Origin of the sequence: Pseudomonas sp. CC120222-01a (assembly GCF_003097235.1) — a bacterium.
Lineage (GTDB): Bacteria > Pseudomonadota > Gammaproteobacteria > Pseudomonadales > Pseudomonadaceae > Aquipseudomonas.
In genome coordinates, this window is record NZ_QEQQ01000025.1 from 42675 (window position 1) to 54579 (window position 11905).

Below are 11905 nucleotides of genomic sequence, written 5' to 3' on the forward strand. Positions count from 1 at the left end.
TGCTGCAACTTTGGGACGCTTGTCTGGCTGCCGGGCGCTGTGTATCTTGAGCAGCCTTCTGACCGATTTATGGTCATACCCGATTTTCCGGACTTGGCCTCGATTGCCGAATCCATTGAATTTCATAAAAAAATTTGAGGAGCACGAGATGCGCGTAATTCTGCTGGGAGCTCCCGGGGCCGGTAAAGGTACTCAGGCAAAGTTCATCACCGAGAAGTTCGGTATTCCACAGATCTCCACCGGCGACATGCTGCGTGCCGCCGTCAAGGCCGGTACCCCACTGGGCCTGGAACTGAAGAAAGTCATGGATGCCGGCCAGCTGGTTTCCGACGAGCTGATCATCAGCCTGGTCAAGGAGCGCATCGCCCAGCCGGATTGCGCCAATGGCTGCCTGTTCGACGGCTTCCCGCGCACCATTCCACAGGCTGAAGCCATGGTTGCTGCCGGCGTGGACATCGACGCCGTGGTCGAAATCGCCGTCGACGACGAAGAAATCGTCGGCCGTATGGCTGGCCGCCGTGTGCACCTGGCCTCGGGCCGCACCTACCACATTCAGTACAACCCGCCGAAAGTGGAAGGCAAGGACGACGTCACCGGCGAAGACCTGATCCAGCGCGACGACGACAAGGAAGAAACCGTGCGTCACCGCCTGTCGGTCTACCACAGCCAGACCAAGCCACTGGTGGACTTCTACCAGAAGCTGTCGGCCGCCAACGCCGGCAAGCCGAAGTACAGCCACATCGAAGGCGTCGGCTCGGTCGAGTCGATCACCGCCAAGGTGCTGGCAGCCCTGAGCTGATCCAACGCCTGACGCAACGGCCGCTTTTTTGTGGGAGCGGCCTTGCGTCGCGAAAGGGCTGCAGAGCAGCCCCTCGATTTTTGCCGTGTCGCTGACATCCTGGGGCTGCTTCGCAGCCCTTTCCGACCGGTGCGGCGTTCCGACAAGGCCGCTCCCACAGGGGCCGCAGCTGCTCTATAATGCCGCTCTTTTCCCCTAGCACCTGGATACCCGTTCGATGACCACCCTGCTGGCCCTGGATACCGCCACCGAAGCCTGTTCCGTTGCGCTGTTGCATGACGGCAAGGTAACCAGCCATTACGAGGTGATCCCGCGCATGCATGCGCAGAAGCTGCTGCCGATGATCAAGCAGCTGCTGGCGGACTCCGGCGTGGCACTGAATGCACTGGATGCCATCGCCTTCGGCCGTGGCCCGGGCGCGTTCACCGGGGTGCGCATCGCCATCGGTGTGGTGCAGGGCCTGGCGTTTGCGCTGGAGCGCCCGGTACTGCCGGTGTCCAACCTGGCCGCGCTGGCCCAGGGCGCATTGCGCGAGCACGGCGTGCAGCAGGTGGCCGCAGCCATCGATGCGCGCATGGATGAAGTGTACTGGGGGTGCTACAAGGCCGAAGCCGGCGAAATGCACCTGCAGGGCCTGGAAGCCGTACTGCCGCCAGAGCGCGTAGCCTTGCCTGAAGGCAGCAGCGGTGACTGGTACGGTGCCGGTACCGGCTGGGGCTATGCCGAGCGCCTGGCAGTGCAGGCCAGTGCCAGCAACCCCGCGGCACTGCCCAATGCGCTGGACATCCTCAGCCTGGCCAATTTCGCCTGGGCCCGTGGCGAGGCAATCGTCGCCGAACAGGCGCAACCGGTTTACTTGCGCGATAATGTAGCTACACCCAAGGCGCGCTGAGTGCTGTTCGTCGGTTATCGCGGTTGACGATAAAACCTTCGGCGCAAACTGTGGTCCAGTTATCACTCGAGCATTAGCGACGGAACTCTGATGCTGCTAAATTGCCATCATTGGTCCTGAGTGCTCACACCATGCGTATCGACGGTTTCTCATCGCAGTCCTACCCGATCAAGCGCACCCCGCGCAAAGGTGCGGTGCGCGACGAGAACGTTGACGATGCCGAGCTGATCGAAGAGAGCGAAGTCACCCAAGAGGCTTCTGCACGTCGTCGCCCGTCGGGCCTGCCGGCTCGCCAGCAGGACATGGTATTCCCCCGCGCCCGTGACCGGCGCACTGCCACTGCGCTGGCCAGCTACCTCAGCACGGCCGGTTTTACCGACTGGGACATGGAAGTACTGGGGCTCGACCTGTACATTTGATGGATGAATCCATCACCCCTGCCTTATTTTGTAGGTTGCCCGTCCTGGAGCGAGAACGCCTGGCGCGACTACCTGTATCCCGCCGACGCCAATACCAATGAAATGCTTGGCTACTACAGCCAGGTATTCAACGCCGTCGAGGGCAACACCACGTTCTATGCGCGCCCCGCACCCGGCACTGTCGCCCGATGGGCGCAGGTCATGCCCGCGCACTTCCGCTTCACTGCCAAATTTCCCAGGGATATCAGCCACGAAGGCGACCTGCGCGATCAGCTGGAGCCTGCCTTCGACTTCACCCGCCTGATGGCTCCGCTGGGCCAGCGTGTATCGCCGTACTGGCTGCAACTCTCGGCCCAGTTCAGCCCCGCACGGCTGGGCGAGCTGTGCCATTTTCTCGACGAAATCGGCGTGCCGGTGGCCGTGGAGGTGCGCAACCAGGCGTTCTTCGCCAAGGGCGAGGAAGAGCGGCTGCTCAACCGCCTGCTGCATGAGCGCGGCGTGGAGCGCATCTGCCTCGACCCCCGTGCCCTGTTCAGCTGCACCTCACGCGACCCCGCCGTGCTGCACGCGCAGTCGAAAAAGCCCAAGGTGCCTCCGCGCCCCGCGGCTTTCAGCCAGCACCCGCAGGTGCGCTTTATCGGCCATCCGCAGCTTGAGGCCAACGAGACCTTCCTCACCCCTTGGGTGGACAAGGTCGCCGCCTGGATCGAGGAGGGGCGCAACCCCTATGTGTTCCTGCACACGTCCGACAACCGCCTGGCCGCGGCCCTGGCACAGCGTTTCCACCAACGGCTGATGGCCCGCCTGCCTGGCCTGGCACCTTTGCCTGAATTGCCGCGCGCCCCCGAGGTCGAACAACTGGGACTACTCTGACCATTCCCAGACCCCGGAGGTTGTGACCATGGATGTACAGACCCTGCGAGCCCAAGCCTTCAAGGCACTGCATGAGCGTGATGGCGCCTTCGTCATTCCCAACCCCTGGGATGCCGGCTCCGCCAAGCTGCTGGCCAGCCTCGGCTTCGAAGCATTGGCCACCACCAGCGCAGGCCTGGCCTTCAGCCTCGGGCGACCGGATGCCGAAGGCGCCTTGAGCCTGGACGATACTCTGGACAATGCCGGCGTGATCGTCGATGCCACCGCTTTGCCGGTAGCCGCCGACCTTGAAAACGGCTTTGGCGACTTGCCCGAGGACTGTGCGCAGACCATCCTGCGTGCCGCTGAAGTAGGGCTGGTCGGCGGGTCGATCGAGGATGCCAGTGGCCGTGCCGATGCGCCGATCTATGACTTCGAACTGGCCGTGGCGCGGGTGCGGGCCGCAGTGCAGGCCGCCCGCAGCCTGCCATTCCCGTTCACCCTGTGTGCCCGCGCGGAAAACCTGCTGCACGGGCGCATGGATCTGGATGACACCATCCTGCGGCTGCAGGCCTTTGCCGAGGCCGGTGCCGACGTGCTCTATGCACCGGGGCTGCGCAGTGTCGATGAGGTGCGAGCCGTGGTGCAGGCCGTGGCGCCGAAGCCAGTCAATGTGCTGATGGGCCTGGCGGGTGTGCCATTGAGCGTCAACCAGTTGCAGGACCTGGGCGTGCGTCGGATCAGTGTCGGTTCATCGTTGGCCCGGGCAGCGCTGGGCGCGTTCCAGCGAGCGGCTCTGGAGATTCGAGATCAGGGCACATTCAGTTATGGCGAACAGGCTTTGCCGTTCGCCCAACTCAACGACCTGTTCCGCCGTTGATGCGCCATGCGCGCAGGGATGCTGCTATGCGGGCTGCGACAGTTTGAGCACGGTGCTGGGGCCGGACTACAACACTGCCGACCACAATCACGTTCACCTGGGCGTGGGGCGTTGGCTGGTCTGCCGCTGATCTCAGGCGTGGACGCGAACGTTGTTCAGCACCACTGGGCGCGCCCAGTGCATGTCGAACTCAAGGGCGTTCTGCTGCTTGGCCAGGGTCGCCTCGTCAAACGGCTCGGGCGCGGGATCGAGCAAGTTCATCTCGAATTCGGCGATCGGCAGGTGCAGCGGGCGTGGCGAAGGGCCTGGGCCTGGCTCGGGGAGCGGGTGGCCTTGGCTCATCACCACCGGGCGCAGCCAGTTGTTGCTGATGTCGAGCTGGCGCTGCTGCTGGATCATCTCGGCGACGCTGAACGGCTCTGGCGCCGGCTCCAGCAGGTTGGCCTCGAGCTCCGCCTTGGGCAGGAACAGGGGCTCGGGCGGTGCGACGATGGTGTCTTGCACCGGGCAGGCGCGCTGGGTTTCGATCATGGCCAGGGCCTTGGCCCCGCCGATCGGCTCGCCGCTGTCCTGATCGTACTGCACCATCGCCTGGCTGACGCTGTCCGGCTCTTCTGCCTGCTGCTCGGCCATCGCGCGGGCGAAGAAATCCTGCCACAGGTGGCTGACGCCCCCGAGTGCCTGGGTATTCTGCCGACCGTAGTTGCCGACAGGCGACAAGTAGGTCAAACCGATGGGAAGAGTATCTGTCATGGCAGTCGTGCGCGCTGTGCTCTGGCAGAATAGCGGGATATTGCCTGTATCGGCCGTGGCGGCCGATACATGAGGGGCAGGGTTCAATTTCTAGGTGTGAATGATGGAAGAGCAGGGCACAGGTATCCGCGTCGAGGCGCTGTCGGCTGAATTCGAGGCGCAGGCTGCCGCATGGGCCGAGCGCCTGGCGCTGCCACTGCAGGACGATGCTGCCGGTTTTGCCGTGCAGCTGGGCGTTGATGGCCTGCAGATCCAGCAGTTGGGCCCGCAGGCACCGGGGCCGGTGCGGGTGGACTTTGTCGACGGCCAGGCTGCCCATCGGCGCCAGTTTGGCGGTGGCAACGGGCAGATGATTGCCAAGGCGGTCGGTATCGCCCAGGGCGTGCGGCCTCAGGTGCTGGATGCCACGGCAGGCCTTGGCAAGGATGCGTTCGTGTTGGCCAGCCTGGGCTGCCAGATGACCTTGATCGAACGCCAGCCGCTGATTGCCGCATTGCTGGAAGATGGCTTGGCGCGGGCCCGCCTGGATGAAGAGGTGGGGCCGATAGTCGGGCGCATGCGCCTGCTGACGGGTAACGCCATCGAGCGTATGCGCAGTTGGGAAGGCGAGCCGCCGCAGGTGATCTACCTCGACCCAATGTTCCCGCACCGTGACAAGAGCGCCTTGGTGAAGAAGGAAATGCGCGTGTTCCGGCCCTTGGTCGGTGATGACCTGGACGCCCCGGCGCTGCTCGAAGCTGCGCTGGCGCTGGCCAGTCACCGAGTGGTGGTGAAGCGGCCGCGCAAGGCACCGATCATCGATGGGCCGAAGCCGAGCCACAGCCTGGAAGGCAAGTCGAGCCGGTATGACATCTATCCGAAGAAAGCATTGAAGGCTTGATCGCCTGTGAAGTATGTGTGGCCTTTGTAGGAGCGGCCTTGTGTCGCGAAAGGGCCGCATAGCGGCCCCGGCCATCTTCGCTGCGAAGCTGAAAAGTGTGGGGCCGCTTCGCGCCCCTTTCCGACCGGTCCGGCGCCCCGGCAAGGCCGCTCCTACAGGGCGTGCGCCGGCCAACTTCAGCGTTGGAATGCCCGGATGAACACGCCAACCACCTCGCGCACATGGGCCTCGGCCTCATCCCCCTCCAGCGGCCCGGCACACCCCAGCAACAGCCGGTAATCCGGCGCACCCTTGATCAGGCAGAAGAAATGCTCCGCCGCCTGCAACGGATTTGCAATCCGCAGCATTCCCCGCTCGTCGATCCCGCGCAGCAACGCTTCCATCCCCGCCAGCACTCGCTTGGGCCCGGCTTCATAGAAGAACTCGCCAAACCCCGGGTCCTGGCTGCCCAGCGCCATGATCAGGCGGCTCAACTTCACCGCCTCGTCGCTGCTGATCAGCGCCTGGAAGCTGCGGCCGATGTTCAACAGCACCTCTTCCACCGCCGCCCCTTCGGGATACTCGAACATCAGGTCAGGCAACTGGTTCTGGCAGGTCGCCATGACCGCCGAGCCGAACAGCGTCTGCTTGTCGGTGAAGTGGCTGTAGACCGTGAGCTTTGAAACACCTGCCGCCGCAGCGACCGCATCCATGCTGGTGTTGGCGTAGCCAAGGCTGAGGAACAGGGCCTTGGCGGCTTCGAGGATGGCCTCGCGCTTGGCCAGGTCCTTGGGCCGGCCCGGGCCGATGGGTGCGTCGTTGGACATTGGAATCCGCATCTGGTTGAAGGGGCGCCCATCTTACCGGCTCGAACCGCTTCCGGCTGCAGGTCGCGACCATCGTTAATGTTGATTTTCTTTCCGACGCTGGCTTCCCGGCCTCGGTTCCCTGACTTAATATACTCGCCAGTATAAATATTCGATGTGCTCTTCGCGAAAGGATTCATCATGTTGCGCCATGCCTTGTCCCTCGCTCTGCCTGCCGCTGCCGTGCTATTGCTGGCCGCCTGCGGCCAGGAAGCCGCGGCCCCTGCCGCACCACGCCCGGCCTTGGTGGTGCAGCCACAGCCGGCCGAAGCCGCTGCCGACAGTTACCCCGGCGAAGTGCGTGCGCGCTTCGAACCCGAGCTGGCCTTCCGCATCGGCGGCAAGGTCAGCAAGCGCCTGGTGGAGGAAGGGCAGCGGGTCAAGGCCGAGCAGCCGCTGGCTGAGCTCGACCCGCAAGACGTGCGCCTGCAGCTGGAGGCCAACCGCGCCCAGCTGGCGGCGGCCGAGGCCAATCTGTCGCTGGTGCGCACCGAGCGCGACCGCTATCAGAAGCTGCTGGATCGGCAGATGGTCAGCCACTCGCAGTATGACAACGCGGAAAACCTCTACCGTGCAGGCCTCGCTCGGCTGAAACAGGCCAAGGCCGAGTTCGACGTGGCCGGCAACCAGGCCGAATACGCCGTGTTGCGTGCGCCGCAGGCAGGCGTCATCGCCAAGCGTCAGGTTGAAGTCGGCCAGGTGGTCGCCGCCGGGCAAACCGTTTTCACACTGGCCGCCGACGGTGAGCGTGAAGTGGCCATCGGCCTGCCGGAACAGCAGTTCGCACGCTTTGCCGTGGGCCAGGATGTCAGCGTCGAATTGTGGTCGTACCCCAACGAGCGTTTCCCTGGGCGCATTCGCGAGCTGTCACCTGCTGCCGACCCGCGTTCACGCACGTTCGCCGCTCGTATTGCCTTCACCTCGGCCAAGGCACCTGCCGAGCTCGGCCAGAGTGCAAGGGTATTCATTGCCCATGATGGGCTGATTCCGCTGGCGGTGCCGTTGTCGGCCGTCACCGCAGAAAACGGCCAGGCCTACGTCTGGCGGGTCAACAAGGACAGCCGCCTGGAGCGCGCCGTGGTGCGCCTGGGGCCTTATGGCAGCGAAACCGTGCCGGTGCTCGAAGGCCTGGCGCCGGGCGATTGGGTAGTCGCCGCCGGTGGCCATGTGCTGCGCGAGGGGCAGGAGGTGCGGCCGGTAGATCGCACCAACCGCGTGGTGAACCTGACGGCCAAGGAGTAAGTCCCGATGGGTTTCAACCTTTCCGCATGGGCGCTGCGTAACCGCCAGATCGTGCTGTTCCTGATGATTCTGCTGGCTGCCATCGGCGCCATGTCCTACACCAAGCTGGGGCAGAGTGAAGACCCACCGTTCACCTTCAAGGCCATGGTCATCCGTACCCTGTGGCCAGGGGCCACGGCTGAGGAAGTGTCGCGCCAGGTGACCGAGCGCATCGAAAAGAAGCTGATGGAGACCGGTGAGTACGAGAGGATCGTCTCGTTCTCGCGCCCGGGCGAGTCGCAGGTGACCTTCATGGCTCGCGACTCGCTGCACTCCAAGGACATTCCCGAGCTGTGGTACCAGATCCGCAAGAAGGTCGCGGACATTCGCCACACCTTACCGCCGGAGATTCAGGGGCCGTTTTTCAACGACGAGTTCGGCACCACCTTCGGCAATATCTACGCACTGACCGGCGCCGGCTTCGACTATGCGGTGCTCAAGGACTACGCCGACCGTATCCAGATCCAGTTGCAGCGGGTCAAGGACGTGGGCAAGGTCGAACTGGTCGGCCTGCAGGACGAGAAGATCTGGATCGAGCTGTCCAACCTCAAGCTGGCCACCCTCGGCGTGCCGCTGGAGGCGGTGCAGCAGGCGTTGCGTGAGCAGAACGCGGTCAGCACCGCCGGCTTCTTCGAAACCCCCAGCGAGCGCCTGCAACTGCGGGTGAGCGGGCGCTTCGACAGCGTGGATGAGATCCGCCAGTTCCCCATCCGGGTAGGCGACCGCACCTTCCGCATCGGCGATGTGGCCGACGTGCACCGTGGCTTCAACGACCCGCCCGCGCCGCGCATGCGCTTCATGGGTGAGGACGCCATCGGCCTGGCGGTATCGATGAAGTATGGCGGCGACATCCTGGTACTCGGCAAAGCCCTTGAAGGCGAGTTCGAACGCCTGGCGCGCAACCTGCCTGCCGGCATGGAGCTGCGCAAGGTCTCCGACCAGCCGGCGGCGGTCAAGGCCGGGGTTGGCGAGTTCGTCCAGGTGCTGGTCGAGGCGCTGGTGATCGTGTTGCTGGTGAGCTTCTTCTCCCTCGGCCTGCGCACCGGCCTGGTGGTGGCGTTGGCCATCCCGCTGGTGCTGGCGATGACCTTCGCCAGCATGCACTACTTCGGCATCGGCCTGCACAAGATCTCGCTCGGCGCGCTGGTGCTGGCGCTGGGCCTGCTGGTGGACGACGCGATCATTGCCGTGGAGATGATGGCGATCAAGATGGAGCAGGGCTACGACCGCCTCAAGGCCGCCAGCTACGCCTGGACCAGCACGGCGTTCCCGATGCTCACCGGTACCCTGATCACGGCGGCGGGCTTCCTGCCGATCGCCACGGCGGCGTCGAGCACCGGCGAATATACCCGCTCGATCTTCCAGGTGGTGACCATCGCGCTGCTGACCTCGTGGGTCGCGGCGGTGGTCTTCGTGCCTTACCTGGGCGAACGGCTGCTGCCGGACCTGGCCAAGCTGCATGCCGCCCGCCATGGCAAGGACGGGCATGCCCCCGATCCGTACGGCACGCCGTTCTACCAGCGCGTACGGCGTGTGGTGGAGTGGTGCGTGCGGCGGCGCAAGACGGTGATCCTGCTGACCATTGCCGCTTTTGTCGGCAGCATCCTGCTGTTCCGCTTCGTGCCCCAGCAGTTCTTCCCGGCCTCGGGGCGCCCGGAGCTGATGGTCGACCTCAAGCTTGCCGAAGGCGCCTCGCTGGCCAATACCGCCGAGCGGGTCAAGCAACTGGAAGCACTGCTCAAGCAGCAGGACGGCATCGACAACTACGTAGCCTACGTCGGTACCGGATCGCCGCGCTTCTACCTGCCGCTGGACCAGCAGCTGCCGGCCGCCAGCTTTGCCCAGTTCGTGGTGCTGGCCAAGTCGATGGAAGACCGCGAGCGCCTGCGCAGCTGGTTGATCAGCACTGTCGACCAGCAGTTCCCCGACCTTCGCGCCCGCGTCACGCGCCTGGAGAACGGCCCGCCCGTGGGTTACCCGGTGCAGTTCCGGGTCACCGGCGAACATATCGAAAAGGCCCGTGCCCTGGCCCGCGAAGTGGCGGACAAGGTGCGTGAGAACCCGCATGTGGTCAACGTGCACCTGGACTGGGAAGAGCCGAGCAAGGCGGTGTTCCTGGAGATCGACCAGGACCGCGCCCGCGCCCTGGGCGTGAGCACTGCGCAGCTGTCGAGCTTCCTGCAGAGCTCGCTGACCGGCACCACGGTCAGCCAGTACCGCGAAGACAACGAGCTGATCGAGATCCTCTTGCGCGGCACCCAGCAGGAGCGTGGCGAGCTGGGCAACCTCGGCAGCCTGGCGCTGCCCACCAACAACGGCCAGAGTGTGGCACTGTCGCAGGTGGCCACGCTGGAGTACGGCTTCGAGGAAGGCATCATCTGGCATCGCAACCGCCTGCCGACGGTAACCGTACGTGCCGATATCTATGACAAGGAGCAGCCGGCGACCCTGGTGAAGCAGATCCTGCCGACCTTGCAGGAGATCAAGGCCAAGCTGCCGGATGGCTACCTGCTGGAAGTCGGCGGCACGGTGGAAGACTCGGAGCGCGGACAGAAGTCGGTGAACGCCGGCATGCCGCTGTTCATCGTGGTGGTGCTGAGCCTGCTGATGATCCAGCTGCGCAGCTTCTCGCGCACGGTGATGGTGTTCCTCACCGCGCCGTTGGGGCTGATCGGCGTGACCTTGTTCCTGCTGGTGTTCCGCCAGCCGTTCGGCTTTGTTGCCATGCTCGGCACCATTGCCCTGGCGGGGATGATCATGCGCAACTCGGTGATTCTGGTGGACCAGATCGAGCAGGACATCGCTTCCGGGCTGGACCGCTGGCAGGCGATCATCGAGGCCACGGTGCGGCGCTTCCGGCCGATCGTGCTGACCGCGCTGGCGGCGGTGCTGGCGATGATTCCGTTGTCGCGGAGCGTGTTCTACGGGCCGATGGCGGTGGCGATCATGGGCGGGTTGATCGTGGCCACGGCGTTGACCTTGTTGTTCCTGCCGGCGTTGTATGCGGCGTGGTTCAGGGTCAAGAAGGGCTGAAGATTGCAGGGGAGGGCTTCGCCCTCCTTTCGCGACACAAGGCCGCTCCTACAGGCGATCGCGTTTCCCTGTAGGAGCGGCCTTGTGTCGCGAAAGGGCTGCAAAGCAGCCCCAGAGGTTTCAGAGGGCGCCGAAGACTTTCTTGGCCAGGCTGGTAGCCGCCTGCGCCGGGTTCTGGCGAATGCTCTCTTCCTGCTTGGCAATCATCTCGAACAGGCCATCCAGCGCCTTCTCGGTCACGTAGTTCTCGATGTTGGCGTCATCCTTGATCAGCCCCAGGCCCTTGGCCTGACCGGCAAAGGCGTTGTACTGCTGGGCGACGCCAACCTTGTCGGTGGCCTGCTTGACGATTGGCAGGAACTTGGCGCGGATCTGCTCGCGGCTGCTCTTGTTCAGGTACTGGGTTGCAGAATCCTGACCACCGCTGAGGATGCCCTTGGCATCGGTCACGGTCATCTTCTTCACGGCATCCACCAGAATCGCCTGGGCCTGCGGCACGGCAGCTTCGGCGGCCTTGTTCATGCTGGTTTCCAGGGCTTCGACCTGGTCGCCCTTGCCGAACATCTTCATGGCCTTGGCAGCCTTGCCGAGGTTGCCCGGCAGCTCGATGCGCACGTCAGGGTTGTTGCTGAAGCCGCCCGGAGTGCTCAACTGTTTGACGGCAACCTGCGCGCCTTGGGTGAGGGCGTCTTTCAGGCCGCCGGTGGCGTCGGTCTGGCTCAGGTCGCCAAGCGACAGGGCCAGGGCGCTGGCCGACAGCAGCAGACCGGCGCACAGGGTAGAGAAGCGCAGGGAGGCGCGAATCATGGGTATTTCCTTATCGAAGAAGGGGGGCGGGCTCAGCGCACCGGGTCGACTTTGACCCGTACCGGCTGCTGGTCGCTACCGTCGAGTGCGACGCCGTGGTGTTCGGTGTTGATGAACAGCAGCTTGCCATCCAGCTCGATCCGCGCGCTGACCGCATAGCGGTGGCCGGGCTTGACCTGGGCAGGGTCATAGGTGAGGTGGAACGGCAGCGGCACGTTGCCTTTGACCGGGCCGGCCTGGCGGGCCAGGGTCACGGCGGGGGCGTCCATCAGCGAGACATCCTGCAACTCGACGCTCAAGGTGGCGGCAGGTGGCAGGGCGATGCGCTGCAGGTAGAAGACTTCGCCATCCAGGCTGGCCTGGGTGGACGGTGTGTGGCTGGAACAGGCTGCGAGCAGGGATGCGCAACACAGCATAAAGAGCTTTTTCATGGAATCTCCGGTGTGTCCTTGGAGCTGGCTTGT

12 protein-coding genes and 1 pseudogene are annotated in these 11905 nt (G+C 64.5%); 9 read left to right on the top strand and 4 right to left on the bottom strand.

Going from position 1 to position 11905, the window contains the following annotated elements; all coding sequences use genetic code 11:
- Nucleotides 1-148: 148 nt before the first annotated feature.
- The 6 genes and pseudogenes from adk to N430_RS29790 form a co-directional block, all read left to right on the top strand.
- On the top strand, nt 149-799 hold the full coding sequence (adk, locus tag N430_RS24450) for an adenylate kinase (RefSeq protein WP_028691565.1): 651 nt from the start codon (nt 149-151) through the stop codon (nt 797-799).
- A 217-nt stretch (nt 800-1016) separates the two neighbouring features.
- The gene (tsaB, locus tag N430_RS24455; RefSeq protein ID WP_110639378.1) at nt 1017-1691 is read left to right on the top strand and encodes a tRNA (adenosine(37)-N6)-threonylcarbamoyltransferase complex dimerization subunit type 1 TsaB; all 675 of its coding nucleotides are present in this window, start codon (nt 1017-1019) and stop codon (nt 1689-1691) included.
- Between the two features lie 131 nt (nt 1692-1822).
- Entirely contained in the window at nt 1823-2110 is a 288-nt protein-coding gene (locus N430_RS24460; protein WP_103445424.1) for a hypothetical protein, read from the top strand.
- A 3-nt stretch (nt 2111-2113) separates the two neighbouring features.
- Nucleotides 2114-2983, top strand: a complete 870-nt coding sequence (locus N430_RS24465) for a DUF72 domain-containing protein (RefSeq protein WP_110639377.1) — start codon at nt 2114-2116, stop codon at nt 2981-2983.
- Between the two features lie 28 nt (nt 2984-3011).
- Entirely contained in the window at nt 3012-3842 is an 831-nt protein-coding gene (locus N430_RS24470) for an oxaloacetate decarboxylase (protein ID WP_110639376.1), read from the top strand.
- A gap of 28 nt (nt 3843-3870) precedes the next feature.
- Nucleotides 3871-3972 (top strand): annotated as a pseudogene (locus tag N430_RS29790) (extensin family protein); the annotation flags it as partial.
- Between the two features lie 2 nt (nt 3973-3974).
- Here N430_RS29790 and N430_RS24480 read toward each other — a convergent pair.
- A complete protein-coding gene (locus N430_RS24480; protein WP_110639374.1) occupies nt 3975-4595 on the bottom strand; it encodes an energy transducer TonB in 621 nt (206 codons plus the stop codon).
- Nucleotides 4596-4698: 103 nt separating this feature from the next.
- On the opposite strand from N430_RS24480, the gene N430_RS24485 reads away from it, so the two are divergent.
- Nucleotides 4699-5475 (top strand): class I SAM-dependent methyltransferase, encoded by a 777-nt coding sequence (locus N430_RS24485; protein ID WP_110639415.1) that lies wholly within the window; start codon nt 4699-4701, stop codon nt 5473-5475.
- Nucleotides 5476-5651: 176 nt separating this feature from the next.
- Here N430_RS24485 and N430_RS24490 read toward each other — a convergent pair whose 3' ends face one another.
- Entirely contained in the window at nt 5652-6293 is a 642-nt protein-coding gene (locus N430_RS24490; RefSeq protein WP_110639373.1) for a TetR/AcrR family transcriptional regulator, read from the bottom strand.
- A 168-nt stretch (nt 6294-6461) separates the two neighbouring features.
- On the opposite strand from N430_RS24490, the gene N430_RS24495 reads away from it, so the two are divergent.
- Both N430_RS24495 and N430_RS24500 read left to right on the top strand, forming a co-directional pair.
- Nucleotides 6462-7562 (top strand): efflux RND transporter periplasmic adaptor subunit, encoded by a 1101-nt coding sequence (locus N430_RS24495; protein ID WP_110639372.1) that lies wholly within the window; start codon nt 6462-6464, stop codon nt 7560-7562.
- Nucleotides 7563-7568: 6 nt separating this feature from the next.
- Nucleotides 7569-10634 (top strand): efflux RND transporter permease subunit, encoded by a 3066-nt coding sequence (locus tag N430_RS24500; protein ID WP_110639371.1) that lies wholly within the window; start codon nt 7569-7571, stop codon nt 10632-10634.
- A 120-nt stretch (nt 10635-10754) separates the two neighbouring features.
- On the opposite strand, the gene N430_RS24505 is transcribed toward N430_RS24500, so the two are convergent.
- Together N430_RS24505 and N430_RS24510 are read right to left on the bottom strand one after the other, a co-directional pair.
- The gene (locus tag N430_RS24505) at nt 10755-11441 is read right to left on the bottom strand and encodes a DUF4197 domain-containing protein (RefSeq protein WP_110639370.1); all 687 of its coding nucleotides are present in this window, start codon (nt 11439-11441) and stop codon (nt 10755-10757) included.
- A gap of 32 nt (nt 11442-11473) precedes the next feature.
- The gene (locus tag N430_RS24510; RefSeq protein WP_099815354.1) at nt 11474-11872 is read right to left on the bottom strand and encodes a YbaY family lipoprotein; all 399 of its coding nucleotides are present in this window, start codon (nt 11870-11872) and stop codon (nt 11474-11476) included.
- Nucleotides 11873-11905: the final 33 nt, after the last annotated feature.